Source organism: Pseudomonas sp. Van50, from assembly GCF_055390755.1.
Map to the genome: position 1 here is coordinate 1,794,853 of NZ_AP024343.1, position 18,428 is coordinate 1,813,280.

General features: G+C 57.2%; 20 protein-coding genes. 10 read left to right on the forward strand and 10 right to left on the reverse strand.

The window, feature by feature from the left end; genetic code table 11:
- Positions 1–608 precede the first annotated feature (608 nt).
- The gene (locus ACZ5M5_RS07935) at positions 609–1,622 is read right to left on the reverse strand and encodes an IS110 family RNA-guided transposase (protein ID WP_464738864.1); all 1,014 of its coding nucleotides are present in this window, start codon (positions 1,620–1,622) and stop codon (positions 609–611) included.
- A 284-nt stretch (positions 1,623–1,906) separates the two neighbouring features.
- Here ACZ5M5_RS07935 and ACZ5M5_RS07940 point away from each other — a divergent pair, with 284 nt between their 5' ends.
- From ACZ5M5_RS07940 to ACZ5M5_RS07960, 5 genes are all read left to right on the forward strand, one after another.
- Complete coding sequence (locus ACZ5M5_RS07940) at positions 1,907–2,467, forward strand: hypothetical protein (RefSeq protein WP_464738865.1); 561 nt, start codon at positions 1,907–1,909, stop codon at positions 2,465–2,467.
- Positions 2,468–2,656: 189 nt separating this feature from the next.
- Entirely contained in the window at positions 2,657–3,232 is a 576-nt protein-coding gene (locus ACZ5M5_RS07945; RefSeq protein ID WP_464738866.1) for a hypothetical protein, read from the forward strand.
- Positions 3,233–3,616 carry a hypothetical protein gene (locus ACZ5M5_RS07950; RefSeq protein WP_464738867.1) on the forward strand — a complete coding sequence of 128 codons (384 nt, stop codon included), beginning with the start codon at positions 3,233–3,235 and terminating at the stop codon, positions 3,614–3,616.
- Positions 3,617–3,854: 238 nt separating this feature from the next.
- On the forward strand, positions 3,855–4,253 hold the full coding sequence (locus ACZ5M5_RS07955) for a hypothetical protein (protein ID WP_464738868.1): 399 nt from the start codon (positions 3,855–3,857) through the stop codon (positions 4,251–4,253).
- Between the two features lie 229 nt (positions 4,254–4,482).
- Positions 4,483–5,043: a hypothetical protein gene (locus ACZ5M5_RS07960; protein WP_464738869.1), complete on the forward strand. Its 561-nt coding sequence runs from the start codon at positions 4,483–4,485 to the stop codon at positions 5,041–5,043.
- A gap of 44 nt (positions 5,044–5,087) precedes the next feature.
- Here the strand turns inward: ACZ5M5_RS07960 and ACZ5M5_RS07965 are convergent, their stop codons facing one another.
- Together ACZ5M5_RS07965 and ACZ5M5_RS07970 are read right to left on the reverse strand one after the other, a co-directional pair.
- Positions 5,088–5,360, reverse strand: a complete 273-nt coding sequence (locus ACZ5M5_RS07965; protein WP_060738700.1) for a hypothetical protein — start codon at positions 5,358–5,360, stop codon at positions 5,088–5,090.
- 263 nt (positions 5,361–5,623) lie between these two features.
- Positions 5,624–6,355, reverse strand: coding sequence for a DUF899 domain-containing protein (locus ACZ5M5_RS07970; RefSeq protein ID WP_464738870.1), 732 nt, complete (start codon positions 6,353–6,355; stop codon positions 5,624–5,626).
- Positions 6,356–6,542: 187 nt separating this feature from the next.
- On the opposite strand from ACZ5M5_RS07970, the gene ACZ5M5_RS07975 reads away from it, so the two are divergent.
- The gene (locus ACZ5M5_RS07975; protein WP_464738871.1) at positions 6,543–6,935 is read left to right on the forward strand and encodes a transcriptional regulator; all 393 of its coding nucleotides are present in this window, start codon (positions 6,543–6,545) and stop codon (positions 6,933–6,935) included.
- 201 nt (positions 6,936–7,136) lie between these two features.
- Here ACZ5M5_RS07975 and ACZ5M5_RS07980 read toward each other — a convergent pair whose 3' ends face one another.
- The 3 genes from ACZ5M5_RS07980 to ACZ5M5_RS07990 form a co-directional block, all read right to left on the reverse strand.
- Positions 7,137–8,003, reverse strand: a complete 867-nt coding sequence (locus ACZ5M5_RS07980) for a DUF6279 family lipoprotein (protein WP_464738872.1) — start codon at positions 8,001–8,003, stop codon at positions 7,137–7,139.
- A gap of 81 nt (positions 8,004–8,084) precedes the next feature.
- Complete coding sequence (locus tag ACZ5M5_RS07985; RefSeq protein WP_103311234.1) at positions 8,085–8,795, reverse strand: TorF family putative porin; 711 nt, start codon at positions 8,793–8,795, stop codon at positions 8,085–8,087.
- 190 nt (positions 8,796–8,985) lie between these two features.
- Positions 8,986–9,174 (reverse strand): hypothetical protein, encoded by a 189-nt coding sequence (locus ACZ5M5_RS07990; RefSeq protein ID WP_018607615.1) that lies wholly within the window; start codon positions 9,172–9,174, stop codon positions 8,986–8,988.
- Positions 9,175–9,513: 339 nt separating this feature from the next.
- Between ACZ5M5_RS07990 and ACZ5M5_RS07995 the strand changes: the two genes are divergently transcribed.
- Both ACZ5M5_RS07995 and ACZ5M5_RS08000 read left to right on the forward strand, forming a co-directional pair.
- Positions 9,514–10,350 (forward strand): CvfB family protein, encoded by an 837-nt coding sequence (locus ACZ5M5_RS07995; protein WP_060738695.1) that lies wholly within the window; start codon positions 9,514–9,516, stop codon positions 10,348–10,350.
- A 389-nt stretch (positions 10,351–10,739) separates the two neighbouring features.
- The gene (locus ACZ5M5_RS08000; RefSeq protein WP_060738694.1) at positions 10,740–12,194 is read left to right on the forward strand and encodes an NCS1 family nucleobase:cation symporter-1; all 1,455 of its coding nucleotides are present in this window, start codon (positions 10,740–10,742) and stop codon (positions 12,192–12,194) included.
- On the opposite strand, the gene ACZ5M5_RS08005 is transcribed toward ACZ5M5_RS08000, so the two are convergent.
- Entirely contained in the window at positions 12,195–13,367 is a 1,173-nt protein-coding gene (locus ACZ5M5_RS08005) for an MFS transporter (protein WP_060738693.1), read from the reverse strand.
- A 103-nt stretch (positions 13,368–13,470) separates the two neighbouring features.
- Between ACZ5M5_RS08005 and ptrR the strand changes: the two genes are divergently transcribed.
- Complete coding sequence (ptrR, locus tag ACZ5M5_RS08010; RefSeq protein ID WP_060738692.1) at positions 13,471–14,364, forward strand: putrescine utilization regulator PtrR; 894 nt, start codon at positions 13,471–13,473, stop codon at positions 14,362–14,364.
- Positions 14,365–14,502: 138 nt separating this feature from the next.
- Positions 14,503–14,631: a PA1414 family protein gene (locus ACZ5M5_RS08015; RefSeq protein WP_003198971.1), complete on the forward strand. Its 129-nt coding sequence runs from the start codon at positions 14,503–14,505 to the stop codon at positions 14,629–14,631.
- 208 nt (positions 14,632–14,839) lie between these two features.
- Here the strand turns inward: ACZ5M5_RS08015 and ACZ5M5_RS08020 are convergent, their stop codons facing one another.
- The 3 genes from ACZ5M5_RS08020 to ACZ5M5_RS08030 all read right to left on the reverse strand — a co-directional run bounded on the left by ACZ5M5_RS08020 (position 14,840) and on the right by ACZ5M5_RS08030 (position 18,420).
- Positions 14,840–16,228 carry a sodium:solute symporter family protein gene (locus ACZ5M5_RS08020; RefSeq protein WP_464738873.1) on the reverse strand — a complete coding sequence of 463 codons (1,389 nt, stop codon included), beginning with the start codon at positions 16,226–16,228 and terminating at the stop codon, positions 14,840–14,842.
- A gap of 223 nt (positions 16,229–16,451) precedes the next feature.
- Positions 16,452–17,963 carry a purine-cytosine permease family protein gene (locus ACZ5M5_RS08025; protein WP_464739338.1) on the reverse strand — a complete coding sequence of 504 codons (1,512 nt, stop codon included), beginning with the start codon at positions 17,961–17,963 and terminating at the stop codon, positions 16,452–16,454.
- A gap of 49 nt (positions 17,964–18,012) precedes the next feature.
- The gene (locus tag ACZ5M5_RS08030) at positions 18,013–18,420 is read right to left on the reverse strand and encodes a YybH family protein (protein WP_103310824.1); all 408 of its coding nucleotides are present in this window, start codon (positions 18,418–18,420) and stop codon (positions 18,013–18,015) included.
- Positions 18,421–18,428: the final 8 nt, after the last annotated feature.

The window sequence follows — 18,428 nt, forward strand, 5'->3', positions numbered from 1 at the left end:
AGGCACACTGAATACATATTTGCTTGACGAGTTAACCGCTAATGGTGTGAAATTCACCCCGGAGAATATCATCGCAACGACTCGTGACTCTAGCGGGAAAATTGTATTTCTAGAGGCCGGAAACTCAAAAGCCGGATTGCAACATTTCATTGAGGAACATGGAAGTCAGTTCGCTCAGATGGGTGTGTCGGCAAAAGGGGACACCCATTAGCCGGTCTCAAGTCAAGGCTAAAAGCCAACTTGCCCTGCAGCTTTTAACTGCTGGGTTCCCCCTTATCCCAACCTGCCTGGTTGAACCTGTCGTACCCGTTTTCTCATCAATGGCTACGACCGAGTCGTGCCTGACACCCATATGGATCAAGCGGTAGCGATAAATCTTGCACCGCCCTGGCAGTGAACTGCCCCAGAGAAACGTTGGTGCCGCCAATGTGTCCAAAACGTGTCACAGAGCTGTGGCTCGTGCGCAACACGCACGTCCAGTCTCGGTTGGCTCTCTTGGCAGACGACCCGGTTACAACACACTCAGGCGGTGATGATCGGACGCCACTCAGATTTCGTGGTTCATGCCCAGTCCCTTTTTGGTTGGCCGATCATCACCCCACTCGCCTTCAGGCGAAACAGCGTTTAGCGTCGAAAGGCTGTTTCTCCTTCAGAATGTGGTAACTCGCACGCGCCAGCTTGTGAGCCAGTGCTTTGGTCGCCACCACACCATTTGTCTTGGCTTTCTTTTTCTCGAAAAATCGCTTGGCATCTTCGCTGAATCGCCGGGCAAAATTGGCCGCTTCAATGAAGCTCCAGATCAGGTAAGCGTTGCCGTTTTTAGCGTTGCCTTCACCTTTCTTTTTACCGTTGGAGTAATGGGCACTCTCTACGCACCGAGCATAGGAAGCAAAGTTACCTACCTGCGCAAAACGTCCGATATCACCTGTTTCCAGCATGATCACCGTCGCGAGCACTTCACCTACCCCCGGCATCGTTTTCAGCAAGGAATACTCAGGTCGTAATTTGACCTGTTGAAGCAGTCGGCTCTCCAGGCCAGCGATTTGGACCTCAAGCGCCTGGATAACGGCAACATTGGCCTTCATCGCCAAGGCTACATCCGTTGACAGGCCCAGCCTGTCAACGGATGTAGCCGAAAAGCCTTTGACCTCATTACAGCTGAAGCTATGCCCAAGCTGGCGTGCCGCAATGTTTTCAACGGCCAGGATGTGCTGGGTTCTTGTACGTACCAACTGAATTCGTTTACGCGCCAAATCTCGTAGCGCTCGTTCGTGCGGTGGATGAATATAGCCCATCGGCAGAATCCCTAGGCGCAGCAAATGCGCGAGGAATGCCGCATCATCCTTATCGTCCGAATGCTTTAAACCGTCATAGCGTTTCATTGCCACCGGGTTCGCCAATTTGACGTCCAAACCCACAGCCATAAGGCCGTCGACCAGCCAATACCAGTTGTACGTTGACTCAACCACCACGCCAACCAGCTCGTCACGGTGTGGTTCGAGGAGTGAGAGAATCGGCTTAAGCTCATTGGGACAGCGTCGGCTAATCAGGACTCTGTCCGCTTCGTCGGTTACCACCACAACGCTGTTGTCCGAATGCAGATCTATGCCACAGAATTTCATCACGGCCTCCTCAGCAAAAGTCTAAGTTCGCACCTTGAATTTTGCGCCACCTCTGTGAGGTGGGGAGGCCGGCCAGATGATTCTCAGATTTATTTGATTTTTTGCTACGCTGAAAACTTCCATGGAGGAGGAATCAAATATGCCCAGGATGGGACGTATTGTTTTACCGAGAAAATGGGGCAGATTTATTTAGGTCAGGAAAATAAATCTGTCACCTTTCCTGTTCTGAACATTGAAGGGATTAAGAATCCGGTAACGAAAATTAGATTTATTGGAGAGTAAAATTGACAATTCGGAAGGTTGATTTTATTGAGCTGTCTCGCTTAATTGGTGAGCTGTCAGGAATGGTTGATTTTAAAAAGGATCTGCCTACGAATTTGTTTGTTGGAAATGGCTTTAAGTTTTGGTTTTTTGAGAGGCCATTGCTAGATTTTGTTGACGTGTTTAGTGAGTTGGTTTCAGAAAGTCTCTCAAGTTTTGGGGGGGATGTATTTATTAAATTTTCAGGAGAGGAGTTTTTGGTCGATAGCTGTTTTGCTATCAATGGAGATGCTGTTGATGCGGACGCCTCTTGGGTTAGCGATAATTTTGAGGATTTTTTTGGTGGTAGGGTTGGTTATCCAGTGGTTTTGTTTAATGGGGCATTTGACTGGGTCGCTTTTGAAAGTTTGCGTGAAGAGTTTGGCGTGATTGCTGTTAAGGTGTCGAGTTTTCAGAATGGTTTTTTCGAATATTTGGAATCAAATTTCATTTCCTGTGATGGACTTTCAAAAATGTCATCCTCTAGCTCTGTAGAGGGTTTGATTGCAAAGGCCTTTGAGTTTTCATATTGCCGAAAAAAATGAGATTGCGGTTCTTCAGGGGCAGACCACAGATCTGTGTAGGTTTTAGATCTAAGGCTTGGTTTGTACCCAAAAGGAAAATGAAAAGGAAAATGGGGACAAAGGAAAATGGGGACAGATTTATTTAGGTCAGGAAAATAAATCTGTCCCCTTTTTTCTGCATCACCGGAAGCTCGTAAGGCCTATGAGCTGTTGATCGCAGAAAACAATGAATTTCAAAATATTTTAGGAGTAGTGACCACGGAGCACGCGACCAAGGCGGCGGCGGATGTCTTGATTTCGAAATGGGGAATACGTCCAGAGTATGCCAAGGCTATTATGGATGGCACGATGACCCTGGCGGTTGGATTGGCTGGTGGTAGGGGTGGTTCGGGGGGGGCTGGGGGAAATGGCGGAAGGCCAAAAGGGACCGGGACTGTATTTGATTCAATAAAGGGAACACAAGAAGTTTATCCTGGCTCTGTAATTCCAAAGTCTTTTGAAATGAAGCTGCCTAATGGTCAAACAGTATGGGTGCACGGGAACGCAACGGAACATATGGCAGAGTATGCCGCCTCAAAAGCCATCACTCACACTCCAGAAGCAGTACGGTTAACAAGTCAGGTTCAGCTGGAGAGCTTTCAGGCAGCGGTTAACAGTGCTACTAAAACCAAAATGCCCTATGGTGAGAGGATTAGCGTGGACGGTTGGCAGCTAGAGTTCAAACCGCCTAGGGCGGAAGGCGAACTACCGGCCATAATACACGCCAGATATACAGGAGCTTACTAGGTGGATATTTATATAGAAGGGCCGATTCGGGTATCTATAATTGTGCCTGAGTTTGATGAGCGAGTTCCGTCCATGAGGTTTTCTGTGGAGGTGTTTGTTGAGAAGTTTGATTGTTCGGTTTTGATAAAAAAAACTTGCTGGGTGGAGTGCGCAATATTTGACTCATTCATTGAGTCGCTTAGACGGGGGTGTGGGGCGCGTATTGAAGATATGGATAAAGAGTTTTCTCTAGTTGTTGATGCTGGAAATGGTAAGTTGATCTGGTCTTGCATTAAGAAAGATATTGCTGGTAATACAATAGCCGCTAATGGGGAAGAGGGTTTGTTGGAGGGTGCTAAGGAGCGGATTTTACAGGCGTTTGAAGGGTATCCGAGGTGGTGGTGATGTGAAGAAAAAGGGACAGATTTATTTTTGATTTTTTGCTACGCTGAAAGCTTCCATGGAGGATGCATCAAATATGCCCAGGATGGGAGGTATTGTTTTACCGAATTACCCGCATCACGTAGTCCGAAGAAAAGAAAATGGGGGCAAGTATAGAAAATGGGGGTAGATTTATTTAGGTCAGGAAAATAAATCTGTCCCCTTTTTTTTGAGAAATAAAATTCCTAATTGGGAAACCATGATGGCTGTCAAGTTTTTTGATGAAATAGTTCGCGATTCATTTGGTCTATGGATATCTGCTCTTTTTAGCACAATTGGTTCATGGAACCCTGAATTTACATTTGAACAGCGAAAAGATGCGTTTTTTTACATGATTGAGTATCTGCTGGTTAATGGTAAGATAAAATTCATTAAGCCCGGGGCTGATTGCTATGTTTCCCCAGATAATCCCTGTCCAAAGCTTTCTATTTACGATGAAGCAGCTCATTGGGATTTAGATGTGAAGAAGATTGTGTCTTACCTAAGAGATTGTTGGCCAGAAAGTGCAGAATCTGAAAATGATAGCGAGCTAACAGTTTATTTTTATGAAATTCCAGGAGTGATTTGGATTGATGAGAGCGGGTGTTTTTTTGCATCGTAAAGTATTCAAAAATGGGACACCCATTAGCCGGTCTCAAGTCAAGGCTAAAAACCAATTCCCCCAGCAGCTTTGAACTGCTGGGTCTCCCTTATCTCAACCTGCCTGGTTGACCCCGTCGTATCTGTTTTCTCATCAATGGCTACGACCGAGTCGTGCCTGACACCCATATGGATCAAGCGGTAGCGATAAAACTTTGTCTAATGATCGACATGAAATTTCATGAGGATTTATGCGTTATTTTTATCTTGCTATCTTTTTTTGTCTGGCAATGCTCTTGTCGGCCTGCAACACAACCCCCTACGGCAAAGCCACCATCTATTATGACCGTGAGCAGTTTTCTGCTCAGCTCGTCAAAGATTTTCCGGAGCTGACCGACCCAATTCTTCAGCATGGGCGCTGCTCACTGATTATTTCAACACCAGGTTCAAATACTGGAGCTTATTATTTTTGCACTTACGCGCTGACTGCAAATACCCTTTATATACAGGAGTGGGACGCCAAAGCACTGATGTATGTAGAGATCGTTCATGTGGGTATTTCGAAGCTTCAGAAGGTTGCATTGCACACTTTTTTTCGGACCAAACAGCTCCAATTGACCGAGGAACGACGTCAATTGGCGTTGAGCGTGACCACTGACGGCGGCGAGTTTATCAATGGAGCAGCCACCGAAAGTCTGTTTGAGGCAATAAAGAGCAAAGGGGTGCCAGTGGCGAAAAGCGAGGGCTTGATCAATTCCCCCAGGTCGGCTTCGCCAGTGGTAATTCCGGTTTTTATAAAAAAATATCGTTAAGTACCAACGTACGAACGGGCGACCATAAGTCGCCCGCCGTTCGTCTACTCCGCTACCTGCGCCCGCAACCGTCTCCCAATCACATCCATCACGTCACATCCGTCGCGCAGAGATATCGTCAGTAGTTTGCAAAAATCAGAAAGCACCACCGTATCGGAGCTGATATCCGAGCGGAAAGCGATGTTTTCCAGCAGTTGGGTCACGGCGCGGATGCGGTAGTCGGCGGTTTCGAAGAGGACGTCCAGCGGGGCTTCGGTGTCGATGAGCAGGGTGGCTGGGGTGCAGTCGATTCCGGTGATGGGCATGTATCTGGTCATATTCAGAGCCTCGAAAATTAATGAGTCTCTCTGTGGATCGGGTCGCCAAACCCGGTCGCTTCTTAGGCGACAACGGACTATAGACCGCCCCGTTCCAGAGCCACAAGACGCCACTTTCCGAGCTTTGTGTAGGACCTTTAGCCCTGCATCAGTCGGTTTTTTGGGCTGCCGCGGGTCAGGCACTGCAGGCGACTGCTGTGCAGTCGAGCGGGAGCAAGCTCCCTCGCCACAGGGATCGCGCTCGACTTGTGCGGGTTGGCGCATCAGCCATGACAGCAACTATGTGGCTTGGCCTCTTCATATTTATCGTGATGCCGCACCCAATCCATGATTTCGTCTTCGTTGCGGCCCTTGGGCGTCAGGTCGAGGTAGTTGTAGGTGCCGACCAGGATGTCGAGGCCGCGGGCGTAGGTGGAGTAGGTGTGGAAGATGTCGCCGGCTTCGTTGCGATAGAAGACGCTCAGGCCGGGGAGTTCGCTTTCGGTGGTGTCGGTTTTTTCGTAGTTGTAGGTGGCTTTTCCACCGGCGCTGTCTTCGGTTTTGAAGCTGACGCCGAAGTCGTAGTTGAAGTCGCAGCCGTTGGACGAGACCCAGTCGAACGCCCAGCCCATGCGGCGTTTGAACGCCTGGAACTCGGTAAAGGGGGCGCGGGAGACGGCGACCACAGCCACGTCATGGTGGGCTAGGTGTTGGTTGGCGCCGTCGATGTGGTCGGACAGGAACGAGCAGCCATCACAGCCTTCTGTCCAGCCGGGGCCGAACATGAAGTGGTAGATGATCAGTTGGCTGCGGCCGCCGAACAGGTCGGCCAGGCTCAGTTCACCGTGGGGGCCTTGGAAGCGGTAGGGTTTGTCGATTTTTACCCAGGGCAAGGCGCGGCGTTCGGCGCTGAGTTTGTCCCGTTCGCGGGTGAAGGCTTTTTCGTGGGCCAGGTGTTGGCGGCGGGCGGCGAGCCATTCTTCTCGCGAAACGATTGGATGATTCTCTACGTTCATGGTGATTTCTCCTGCATGGCAGAGCTGCTGAGTGGATGCTTCAGCAACTGGTCGTTTGGCCTTCGATGAATTCGACAGGCCGTTGGTCGGCTCAAGGCAGTGACCACCCGGAAACCCGGCTGAACGGCAGCGCAGCACCTCGGTCACAACCTAGGTAGGCATCTCACTCTTCAGAGGATGGACCAGGATGACGACTTACAACTGGGACTTGATCGAAAAGTTGTTGCACGAAGTGCAGAACGGCGCCGGCCACAGTTTTACGCCTCGGCCTTATGCAGAGCAGTACGCGGCAGAGAAAACTGCTGCAGGCGAGGAGATCGAGAACCTCGATCATCTGAAAGCGGTCGCCGGGGAGTATGAAAAATTACTGCTGGAGCGTGGCTATATCGAGCCGCGGCCGGAGGAAGAGGGCGGTAATGGCGAGAACTTCGTGCTGACGCCCCGTGGCTCGCGGTTGTTGAGCCTGATCGACAGCAGCATTCCGGGCAATGATCATCCGCGCCAGGTGCTGGATGAGCAGGAAGATGCGCTGGATGAGTTTACGTTTGATGATTTGGCTTCGAAGGCGCAGATCGCTTAGGAACCAGGCACAAACCTTGTGGGAGCGAGCTTGCTCGCGATAGCGGTCTGGCATTCAACAGATGTATTGCCTGTTCAATCGCTATCGCGAGCAAGCTCGCTCCCACACTTCCCACACTTCCCACACTTCCCACACTTCCCACACTTCCCACACTTCCCACACTTCCCACATTGGAGCTCCAACATTGGATCTTCAGTGGTTTTAAGAGCGTGCTGCTTTCAGGCACTTCAAATCAGTGAAATCCTTCTTCACCCCGTCGATTTTCTTCAGCAGTCGCTCGCGCTGGGGCGGGGTGCTTTCGGCCATCAGGTCCACCAGCAGGCTGCGGGCCTGGGCTTCGGTTTTGCTGAAGGCTTCGCGGTAGGCGGGCGTCCAGAGGCTTTCGCGGTTGACCAGCAACTGCTCGATGCGTTTCGGGAAATCGGGGCTGTGGCGTTGGGCCACGGCTTCGCTGAACTGGTTTTGCCAGTGGGCGCGGTTGGCGATCCATTGCTGGTTCTGATCGCCCAGGGCGGTGGACCAGGCGACCACCCGCTGGCGCTGGGCGTCGTTGAGCGGGCCGAGCCAGTCGTTCAGGCGTTTGACCATGCGCTCGCTGCGCTCCTGGATCTGCTCCTGCAATGTCGGCTTGAGGTATTGCTGCTGGCGTTTGCGCTGGTCTTTGACGAAAGAGGCGTCCATGTCGTCGACTTGTTCGTCACTCAGGCCTTGCAGCAATTCGATGGCCGAGGGGGTGATGGCCTGGGCGGTTTCGGCGATGGCGGCCTTGGCTTCCTGGGTCCGTTGTTGCAGGGCTTCGTCGGTCACCTGATTGGTTTGCACCATGGTTTTCAAGCGATCCAGCCAGTCGACGTAGCCGGGCAATTGCGTCGTGCAGTGCCAGGTCAGGTGTTCCTTGAGGCGTTCGTTGAACCAGTCTTTTTGCTCGCCTTTGATCTCCAGATAATCGTTGAGGGTCCAGGGGATGATCAGGTCGAGGTTGCGGTAGGCCAGGCCTACGCGGCTGCAGGCGGTCAGCGTCAGCAGCAGGGCAATGAACAGGGCGGTGCGGGTCAACCAGCGCGACATGAGCGAGTCCTTGCAAAAGCGTAGGTGCTTTGTTGGAGCATGGCAGGCACGCAGCAGTTCAGCCGATCGAATACGTAACGCTTAGTAAAAAGGATGGGCCATCTTGAGGGTCAGCAGGCTGTCGCATTCGCTGTTGTGGCCGGAATACGCCGAGCAACTGCTGCCGCTGAGGCTTGAGTCGCTGTAGATCAGGTCCAGGTCGAGGCCCTTCCACGGACGGGAAATTTTCAACGACCAGTCGCTGAAACTGCCTACATAACCGTTCTCGACCGAGACCGGCGTATTGAGCTGGTGGGTGGTGTATTTGGCGCTGATGCCAATGCCGAACGGCACGTTGCCGCCCAGGTCGGCGAACAGCGTGCTGTTCTGTTTGTCTGGATCGTTGCTCAGGGCCGCGCCGAAACGGCTGCCGAGCACGGTCAGGCCGCCGTAGAACTCCTGGCTGTCGAGGGTCTCGACGGTGGGGTAGCTGTAGTGGATCAGGCCGACTTCGTAGCCCAGGGTCTGGTCGAAGGGTTGTTTAAAGCCTATGTAGGAATCCACCTCCAGATCAGCGGACACGCCGGCGCTGGGTGACCACTGGCCAACATACCAACCGCTGTCGTGGCTCAGGTCCAACCCACCATGAAACGAACCGGTGCTCGACGGTGTGACCAGGCCCTGGGCCATGCTGCGGCTGGGGGTGGTACCCAGTTTGAGGTCGAAGTCGCCGAGTTCGCGTTGGAACACCTGCCCCTGGGCGAGGGAGCACGTCAGCAGGCTGATCGCCAGCGCAACAATAGGAATACGCATGCTTCACTCCATGAAATAGCGAGGAGCAGGAACTAAGCTGAAACGCTTGAGCTAGAGAGGTGCAAGGATACCGGCGAATGATCGGCAGTGAAGGCCGTTCGTCGATTCATGGGAAATGGATAGGGCGGGGGAGGGTTCCAGTCCAAGCGCTTCGAAGCTCAAAGCGCTTTGGGACCAGGTGACGCGCAGGTTACTTCTTGCCCAGGCTGATCTGCTTGGACGGGCCGAATGTCTGGCCGCTGACGCCTTTGGCAATTTGCTGGATCTCGCCGCCGGACTTGAGGAACGCAGCGATCTGGTCGTTGATCGACTCGCTGGTTTCAACGGCTGGAGCTGGCTTTGCTTTGCTGTTGGATGCTTTTACGCGCATGACGGCCATTAACCTGTAGATAATTAATTGGGCCAGGCATCGTACAGGAAATACTTGACAATTGCTTGGCAAATATCCTTCTGAATTATCGCTGGCGTGACGGGAATAATCAGCCGTTATCCGGCAATAATTGCCCTAAGCCTCTGTTTTAAATAACAACCGTGTGAAGAATATTGTGCCGGGCGTGGACGGCATGCACCGTCACCGGCCTGACGAATGGCTGTGTCTCGGACGAAAACCCAGGAAAATCAACGGTTGGGCCGGGCCTTCCAGGCAAACCTTGCCGGCGGCCACGAATCGCGCCGCAAAACCGGGTAGAATGCCGCCCACGCAATGAGGGTATTGGAAATGGCTTTAGTCGGGCGCTACAACAGTTTGCAAGTGGTTAAACACACTAACTTCGGTTTATATCTGGACGGCGGTGCGGACGGCGAAATCCTGCTGCCCAATCGATATATTCCCAAGGATATTCCCAGTGAAGATGAAGACTGGCTCAATGTTTTCATTTATCTGGACAGCGACGATAAATTGATCGCCACCACGGAAAAACCCAAGGTTCAGGTCGGTGAGTTCGCCAGCCTGAAAGTGGTTGAGGTCAACAGCATCGGCGTGTTCCTGGACTGGGGCCTGCCCAAGGACCTGTTGCTGCCGTATTCCGAAGAAAAGCGCCAGATGACCGCCGGCGAATACTGCGTGGTGCACGTCTACCTCGACAAGCACACCCGTCGCATCACCGCCACGGCGCGCCTGGATCGTTATCTGGACAAGACCCCGGCCAACTACACGCCGGGCCAGGAAGTGGATTTGCTGGTCGCCGAAGCCACCGACATGGGGTTCAAGGCGATCATCAATAACAAGCACTGGGGCCTGATCCACAAGAATGAAATCTTCAAGTTCATGCGCGCTGGCATGCAGGAAAAAGGCTTCATCAAGGAAATCCGCCCGGACGGCAAGATCAGCCTGAGCCTGCAGCCGGTGGGCCAGGAAGCCGCCACCAGCCTGAACGCCAAGATCCTCGCCAAGTTGCGAGAGAACAACGGCACCCTGGCGGTCAGCGACAAGAGCGACCCGGCGCTGATCAGCAGCCTGTTTGGCGTGAGCAAGGGCAACTTCAAGAAGGCCATTGGTGCGCTGTACAAGAATGGGCAAATTGTCATTCATGCTGATCGCATTGAATTGAGCTAACTGCACACAATTCCTGTGGCGAGGGAGCTTGCTCCCGCTGGGCTGCGAAGCAGCCCCAAACCAGGTGCACTCAATCCAAGCTGACACACCGAGGTGGCATGTTCGAAGGGGCCGCTTCGCGCCCCAGCGGGAGCAAGCTCCCTCGCCACAGGTTGACCTTCGCTGTATACAAAATCCTGCACCTTTAGCATGCACCCGCGCCCTGTTCGTGGGCGTATGCCTGTTCCTGCGCGGTGTTCCTCTGCGCCACACACCCCGGTTTGTCTCACATCCTGCGCCTATGGCACGCATTCTGCGTAGCAACGCGTATACAAACCATGCCGGCTCCCGTGCGCAGTATGGTGAGCAGGTCGCTACGGGGGCACGGCGGTACTCAAAGGAGCCCCGCAATGTCCGAGCAATTGCCCAACGGCTACAGCCCCCGCCTCTATAACGAGGACCTGGGCCCGCTGCCGCAGAAATGGAATTGGTACAACATCTTCGCGTTCTGGATGAGTGATGTGCACAGTGTGGGCGGTTATGTCTTCGCCGCCAGTCTGTTCGCCTTGGGCCTGGCGAGTTGGCAGGTGCTTATCGCCTTGCTCGGCGGGATCTGCATCGTGCAGTTGATCGCCAACCTGGTCGCCAAGCCGAGCCAGCAGGCGGCGGTGCCGTACCCGGTGATCTGCCGGCTGGCGTTCGGGGTGTTCGGGGCGAATATTCCTGCGGTCATTCGCGGTTTGATCGCCGTGGCCTGGTACGGCATTCAGACGTACCTGGCCTCCAGCGCGCTGATCATCGTGGTGCTGCGGTTTTTTCCTTCAATGGAGGTTTACGCGACGCCGCATTTTGCCGGTTTGTCCTACCTGGGTTGGTTCGGTTTCCTCAGCCTGTGGTTTGTCCAGGCGCTGGTGTTCTGGACCGGCATGGAATCGATCCGTCGTTTCATCGATTGGGCCGGGCCGGTGGTGTACGCCGTGATGTTCCTGTTGGCCGGCTGGATCGTGTGGAAGGCCGGTTGGAGCAACATCAGCTTCACCCTGGCGGAAAAGTCCTTGTCCGGCTGGCAGGCGTTCGGCCAAGTGATCGTGGCGACGGCCCTGGTGGTGTCGTACTTTTCCGGCCCGACCCTGAATTTCGGCGATTTCAGCCGTTACTGCCGAAGCATGTCTGACGTGCGCCGGGGTAATTTCTGGGGGCTGCCGGTGAATTTCCTGGCGTTCTCCCTGGTCACCGTGGTGATTGTTTCCGGGACCTTGCCGGTGTTCGGTGAAATGCTCCACGACCCGATTGCCACCGTGGCGCGCATCGACAACGACGTGGCGGTCTTGCTGGGGGCCTTTGCCTTCGTGACCGCCACCATCGGCATCAACATTGTCGCCAACTTCGTCTCGCCGGCCTTCGACTTCGCCAACGTCGCCCCCAGCAAGATCAGTTGGCGCGCCGGCGGCATGATCGCGGCGGTGGCCTCGATTTTCATCACGCCGTGGAACCTGTTCAACAACCCCGAAGTGATCCACTACACCCTGGACGTGCTGGCGGCGTTCATCGGCCCGTTGTTCGGGATCCTGCTGGTGGATTACTACCTGATCAAGAAGCAGCAGATCGACGTCGATGCGTTGTTCAATGACGGGCCCAGCGGGCGCTATTACTACAGCGGCGGCATCAACTGGACGGCGGTCAAGGCGTTGATTCCGGCGACGCTGATGGGGGTGGCGATCACCTTCACCCCCGTGCTGCAACCGATGGCCAACTTTGCCTGGTTCACCGGTTGCTTCCTCGGCGGGGTGTTGTATTTCGCCTTGGCGCGACGCGAGCCGGCCACGCAGTCGAGCAAGGCGTTCAGCCCGGCCGGCCAGGCCTGATCAACGCAGGGCGCTCTGGGCGCAAGGGCTCGCCGCGCCCCGGCTGGCGGGCCGCAGCAACAAGCCACCGGCCAGCACCAGGCCGCTGCCGGCAATGATCAGCGCCGGTTGCAGGCCGCCACTGAAATGGCTGCTCAGCGCCGCCAGCAGTGGCCCGCTGAGTTGGCCCACGGCAAAACAGGCGGTCAACAGGCCAGCGTTGCGCTGGGTGGCGTGGGGCGCCAGTTCCCGGGAGCGCAGCATCACCAGTTGCATGCAGGCCAGGAACGGCGTGCCACACAGGATCACCCCCAGGGCCAGCCCCGGCCCGCTGCCCAGCAGGCAGGCAAATACCCCGGCGGCTTGCAGCCAGAGCGTACCGATCAACCAGCGGCCGGTGGTGTTCGGGTTCGGCCGCCGCCGGCTGACCAGCAATACGCCGCTGGCGGCGGCCATGCCGAAGCAGGGCCAGAACAGATCGGCCAGCCATTGGCCGTGGAACTGCGCCGAGGCCATTTGCGACAGGAACGTCGCCGGAATGATGTAGCCCACGCCGTACAGGGCGTACACCACGCCCAATCGTGCGATGCCCGCGTTCGGCGAAGGGGCGGTCGGCCCTGCGACAGGTGCTGCGGCTGCCGGCTGCGGCAGGATCGGCAAGATCACCAGCAACATCGCCAAGGCCACGCCGGCATACACCAGCCACAGGGTGGCGGAGGTCTGGCCCAGCAGGTTCGAACCCAGGGCGAGCAGGCCGGTCAGGAAAATCCCCAGGCCCGGGCCGGCAAACACCAAGGCACCGAGCCGTGGCCGTCCCACCGCCGCAGCCAAGGGTTGGCTCAGGGTGGTGATCATCACCATCACCCAGGCGCTCGCCACGCCGGTGCCGAAACGCAGCGCCAGGTGCGGCCAGAAGCCCCAGGCCCAGAACGACGCCAGGGTCAGCAGCACGCACAGCCACAGGCCGCCGAGCAACCGCCGTCGCACCTGTTCCGGCCGACGGGCGAACATGGCGTCCAGCGCGCCAAGGAAGTATCCCAGGTAATTGGCGGCGGCAATCAGACCGGCGGCGGTCAAGTCGACCTGACCTTCGCCGATCAAGTGAGGTAACTGGGGCGTCAGGGCGAAGCGGCCGATGCCCATGGCCATCATCAGCGCGATGAAACTGCCGAGCAGGCGAATTAGAGGTGACATGGTCGTTCTCCGGTGTCGGGGCGAATGACCGTCAGGCTAGGACTGATTGACTTTCATTAAAAATGAATAATAGTGAGTAACTTGTTCTTTTTTGGAGAAGGTCATGGAGTTCAGCCAACTGCGGATTTTCCAGGCCGTGGCCGAGGAAGGTTCCATCACCCGGGCCGCCGAGCGCCTGCACCGGGTGCCGTCGAACCTGTCGACCCGGCTCAAGCAGCTTGAAGAACAGCTGGGTGTGGACCTTTTCCTGCGGGAGCGTCAGCGTTTGCAGTTGTCGCCGGCAGGAAAAGTCCTGCTGGACTATGCGGCCAAGCTGTTCGCCTTGCATGACGAGGCCCATGCCGCCGTGCAGGGCGGTCAGCCGGCCGGGGATTTCCTGCTGGGCACGATGTACAGCACGGCGGCGACGCATTTGCCCGACCTGCTGGCGGCTTATCACCGGGCGTATCCGGCGGTGAACCTGCAAGTGCAATCGGGCCCCAGTGGTGAACTGCTTGAAGGCCTGCTCACCAACCGGCTCGACGCGGCACTGGTGGACGGCCCGCTGGAGCTGGCGGGGCTGGATGGCGTGCCGTTGTGCGACGAGCGGTTGGTGCTGATTACCGAGGCCGATCACCCGCCGGTACGCAGTGCCCTGGATGTGCAGGGCCGCGCGGTGTTCACGTTCCGGCGTGGTTGCTCGTACCGGATGCGATTAGAGGCCTGGTTTGCCCATGATCACGCGACCATGGGCCGGGCGATGGAAATCGAGTCTTATCAGGGGATGCTGGCATGTGTGATCGCCGGGTCCGGGGTGGCGTTGATGTCCGAGTCGATGCTGGCCAGCCTGCCGGGCCGCGAGCGGGTATCGGTGCATTCGCTGGCCGAGCCGTTCGCCAGCGCCACCACCTGGCTGATGTGGCGCAAAGGCATGGTCGGAGCCAACCTGAACGCCTGGATCGAGTTGCAACAACAGGCCTGGCCGCGGGGGCCAATGCTCACGGCGCAATCGGCTTGAACTCCGGGAGGTGGATTTGGATCAATTCAGTAACAGATCATTGCAAACTGAGACGAGCATTGCGTAGAACATCGGACTATTATCAGTGCGAAGGGGCCACAGAAATCTGCCGCTCGCACCACCCTGAGGGGCACCACGATGAAAGAGAAAATCCAGAACTGGCTTCACGACTTGGGTGTCGCGCTTGGCCTGATCGAACCGCCGATGCAACCGGTACCGATCCGCACCGATGACGAGCAACGCCGCCGCCAACCGCGCCGCCGGTAAATACACCACCGAATTTGGAGAGATCGCAGTTCCGGACCATTTCAATTGAGATGGCCCGGAACTGCGATCTTTTTATTTCCGAAGACAGAATCTGTGGGAGCGAGCTTGCTCGCGATAGCGGTAGACCGGCATGCATTCATGTTGAATGTACCGCCGTCATCGCGAGCAAGCTCGCTCCCACAGGGATCTCATTGCCGAGCGTTGGCGGTCAAACCGCCTTGGCCACCGTACTCGGCCGTGGCGACAACACGCTCACCAGCACAAAACTCACCAGCGCCACGCTCAGGCTGTAGTAGATCGGGGTGTTGGCGTCCAGGCCGTCCTTGAGCATGAAGAACAGCGCGGTCAAGAAGCCCAGCGACATGCTGGTGATCGCCCCGGCAGTGGTGGCGCGTTTCCAGTAGATGGCGCCGATCAGCGGGATCAGCATGCCGCCCACCAGCAGGTTGTAGGCCAGGGTCAGGGCGCTGATGACGTCGCTGACCACCAGGGCGATCACCAGGACCACCGCCCCCATCAGCAGGGTCGCGATGCGGTTCTCGTGGACGTCGCCACTGCCGCTCTCACGGCCCTGGCGCAGACGGGGCAGCAAGTCCTGGACCACCGTGGTGGACGCGGCGAGCAGGCCCGCTGCGGCGGTGGACATCAAGGCCGCCAGGGCCGCGGCGATCACCAGGCCGCGAATGCCGTTGGGGAGGCTGGTCTGCACCACGCTGGCGAAGGCGTTGTTGACGTTCTCCAGGTCCGGCAGCAACACCTTGGCCGCCATGCCGATCAACGCCCCGGCCAGGCCATACAGCACGCAGTACAGGCCGGCGGCGGTGCCGGCCACTTTGGCCACGCCTTCGCTGCGGGCGGTGAACACGCGCTGCCAGATGTCTTGGCCGATGAAGATGCCGAAGAAGTAGATCAGGAAGTAGGTGAGGATGGTGTCCCAGCCAATCGCGGTGAAGTCGAAGTAGCTGGCCGGCAGTTTAGCCACCATGGCATCCCAGCCGCCCGCGTCACTGATGGACATTGGCATCAGCAGGAACACCAGGCCGACGGTCATGATCAGGAATTGCACGATGTCGGTGAGGGTCAGCGACCACATGCCGCCGATGGTGGAATACAGCACCACCACGCCACCGCCCACCAGGATCGACACCCAGAACGGCAAGCCGAACAACACCTGCATCACGGTGCCGATGGCAATGGTCGAGGTGGCGCCGATCATCAGTGCGTAAACCAGCATGATCAGCGCACTGGCCTGGCGCGCCGCCGGGTTGTAGCGGCGTTCCAGCACTTGGGTCACGGTGTAGATCTTGAGCTTGAGCAACGGCTTGGCGAGGAACAGGCTCAGGCCGACGATGCCCAGGCCGATGGCGCCGCACAGCCAGAACCCGGAAATACCGTAGACGTAGCCCAGGCGCACGGTGCCGATGGTGGATGCGCCGCCCAGGACGGTGGCGGCCATGGTGCCTAGGTAAAAGCCCGGGCCGAGGTTGCGCCCGGCGACGAGGTAGTCGTCACGGGTCTTGGCGCGGCGCATGCCGTACCAACCGAGGGCGATCATGCCGGCGGCGTAGATGAGAACGACGATTAAGTCCAAAGCCATGGTGGCGTGTCTCCGATTGTTTTTTTTATAGGAAGTCGGGGTGATGTCGGGTGACGCTTTTGTGGCGAGGGAGCTTGCTCCCGCTCGGTTGCGAAGCAATCGCTATTTCGGGAGCGCTCCGCACTGGAGCGCCAGCCCGGTCCAGCGGGAGCAAGCTCCCTCGCCACAAAAGCTCCCAGCCTCAGGTGTTGCATTTACAGCCAGGTGATGCGTTCACCTCGGGTCAGACGGTCTGCCCGAGCTGCGGTTTATCGATGGACGCCGAATCGTTCCTACGCGGATCATCCGGCCCATACACCGCCGCCGGCTCTGGGAACAACCCAAGCAGCACCAGGTACACCACCGAGGCCAGGCCCAGGGTCACCGGCAGGCTGATGTCGATCCCGCCGGCCAATTCCCCCAGCGGCCCGACGAACTGCCCCGGCAGGTTGACGAAGCACAACCCCACCAGCGCACTGGGGATCCACGCCCCCAGGCCGCGCCAGTTCCAGCCGTGGCTGAACCAGTAGCGCCCGCCGGTTTCACCGCGGGTGAACACTTGCAGGTCATCCGGGCAGTAGAAGCCGCGGCGCACCAGCAGGCCGATGATCATGATCACCATCCACGGTGTGGTGCAGGTGATGATCAGCACGGCGAATGTGGATACGCTCTGCACCAGGTTCGCCGCGAAGCGCCCGATGAAGATGAAGGCAATCGACAGCACGCCGATCAGCAGCGTGGCCTTGACCCGCGACAGCACCCGTGGGAACACGCTGGACATGTCCAGCCCGGTGCCATACAGCGACGTGGTGCCGGTGGACATGCCGCCGATCACCGCGATCAGGCACACCGGCAGGAAGAACCACCCCGGCGAAACCGCCAGCAGCCCGCCCACGTAATTGTTGGCCGCGATGTAGTCCGGCGCCTTGATCGCCACGATGGTGGCGGTGGCGAGGCCGAACAGGAACGGGATCAATGTCGCCAGTTGTGCCGCGATCACGGCCAGCATGATGCGGCGCTTGGGCGTGTTGCGGGGGATGTAGCGCGACCAGTCGCCCAGGAACGCTCCGAAGGAAATCGGGTTGCTCATGGCTACCAGCGCCGCGCCGATGAAGGCCGCGTAGAAGCCCGGCTGGCCGAGGCTGACCGTGCCGGCGAACTGGCTGTCGAAGGTCGGTGCGAAGGCGAAAATGCCCAGCAGGAACAGCAGGCTGGCGGCCCACACGGCAATGCGGTTGACCCACAGCATGAAGCGGAAGCCGTAGATGCACACCGTCAACACCAGCAAGGCGAACAGGCCGTAGGCCAGGCCCAGGCTCAGGTCGGTTTCCGGCACGCCGACCAGCCGCTTGGCGCCGCCGATCAACGCATCGCCCGAGCTCCACACCGACAGCGAGAAAAACGCGATGGCGGTCAGCAACGAGAGGAACGAGCCGACGATGCGCCCGTGCACGCCGAAGTGCGCACCGGAAGACACCGCGTTGTTGGTGCCGTTGAGCGGGCCGAACAGGCCCATCGGCGCGAGAATGATCGAACCCACCAACACCCCCAGCACAATCGCCCAGACCCCGGCCTGGAACGACAAGCCGAACAGCACCGGGAAACTGCCGAGCACGGCGGTGGCGAAGGTATTGGCGCCGCCGAAGATCAGGCGAAACAGGTCGCCCGGGCCGGCAGTGCGTTCGTGGTCCGGGATCTGTTCGACCCCGTTGGTTTCAATGTGCGTAAGGCTTTTATCGTTATTGTTATGCATGATCTGCTCCGATCATCGAGGCGCGTTCATCGAATGTGAATGTCGCCTGTTGCTAAGGGGATGGCAGCCCTTCCGGCATTGCGGACAAGTGTTCGTGACAGGCCAGCCACAGGCCTTGTTGTTCTTGGCGAAACACAATGGTTTCGCGCTCCTGGCTAAAGTGAAGCTCCCCTTGCATGCGCAGCTCGGTGGCCACGTCATGGATGAAAATCGCCACGTCCCCTTGCAGGCTGACGAAGGCGTTGCTCGAGGTGCAGTTGAGCACTTCGAAGCCATCCTCGGACCGCCAGCGATCCCACAACGCCTGGTAGGCATCGCGTGACAGCAGGGGCTGTTCAAGGGTGTGGAACACGAAACTCGCATCGGCCGTGAACGCACCGAAGTAGGCGTCGCGGTCATTGCGGGCGAAGGCCGACACCAGCTCGGCGGCGGCCTTGAGGATTTGATCTCGATCGTTCATGGCCGCAC

What these genes read in the sequence shown, in the direction of transcription:
- ACZ5M5_RS07965 (WP_060738700.1), bottom strand. Translation starts at nt 5,360, where the DNA reads ATGACCAGATACATGCCCATCACCGGAATCGACTGCACCCCAGCCACC.
- ACZ5M5_RS08000 (WP_060738694.1), top strand. Translation starts at nt 10,740, where the DNA reads ATGTCCGAGCAATTGCCCAACGGCTACAGCCCCCGCCTCTATAACGAG.
- ACZ5M5_RS07985 (WP_103311234.1), bottom strand. Translation starts at nt 8,795, where the DNA reads ATGCGTATTCCTATTGTTGCGCTGGCGATCAGCCTGCTGACGTGCTCC.
- ACZ5M5_RS08030 (WP_103310824.1), bottom strand. Translation starts at nt 18,420, where the DNA reads ATGAACGATCGAGATCAAATCCTCAAGGCCGCCGCCGAGCTGGTGTCG.
- ACZ5M5_RS07975 (WP_464738871.1), top strand. Translation starts at nt 6,543, where the DNA reads ATGACGACTTACAACTGGGACTTGATCGAAAAGTTGTTGCACGAAGTG.
- ACZ5M5_RS08005 (WP_060738693.1), bottom strand. Translation starts at nt 13,367, where the DNA reads ATGTCACCTCTAATTCGCCTGCTCGGCAGTTTCATCGCGCTGATGATG.
- ACZ5M5_RS08015 (WP_003198971.1), top strand. Translation starts at nt 14,503, where the DNA reads ATGAAAGAGAAAATCCAGAACTGGCTTCACGACTTGGGTGTCGCGCTT.
- ACZ5M5_RS08020 (WP_464738873.1), bottom strand. Translation starts at nt 16,228, where the DNA reads ATGGCTTTGGACTTAATCGTCGTTCTCATCTACGCCGCCGGCATGATC.
- ACZ5M5_RS07955 (WP_464738868.1), top strand. Translation starts at nt 3,855, where the DNA reads ATGGCTGTCAAGTTTTTTGATGAAATAGTTCGCGATTCATTTGGTCTA.
- ACZ5M5_RS07980 (WP_464738872.1), bottom strand. Translation starts at nt 8,003, where the DNA reads ATGTCGCGCTGGTTGACCCGCACCGCCCTGTTCATTGCCCTGCTGCTG.
- ACZ5M5_RS07935 (WP_464738864.1), bottom strand. Translation starts at nt 1,622, where the DNA reads ATGAAATTCTGTGGCATAGATCTGCATTCGGACAACAGCGTTGTGGTG.
- ACZ5M5_RS07960 (WP_464738869.1), top strand. Translation starts at nt 4,483, where the DNA reads ATGCGTTATTTTTATCTTGCTATCTTTTTTTGTCTGGCAATGCTCTTG.
- ACZ5M5_RS07970 (WP_464738870.1), bottom strand. Translation starts at nt 6,355, where the DNA reads ATGAACGTAGAGAATCATCCAATCGTTTCGCGAGAAGAATGGCTCGCC.
- ptrR (WP_060738692.1), top strand. Translation starts at nt 13,471, where the DNA reads ATGGAGTTCAGCCAACTGCGGATTTTCCAGGCCGTGGCCGAGGAAGGT.
- ACZ5M5_RS07995 (WP_060738695.1), top strand. Translation starts at nt 9,514, where the DNA reads ATGGCTTTAGTCGGGCGCTACAACAGTTTGCAAGTGGTTAAACACACT.
- ACZ5M5_RS07990 (WP_018607615.1), bottom strand. Translation starts at nt 9,174, where the DNA reads ATGGCCGTCATGCGCGTAAAAGCATCCAACAGCAAAGCAAAGCCAGCT.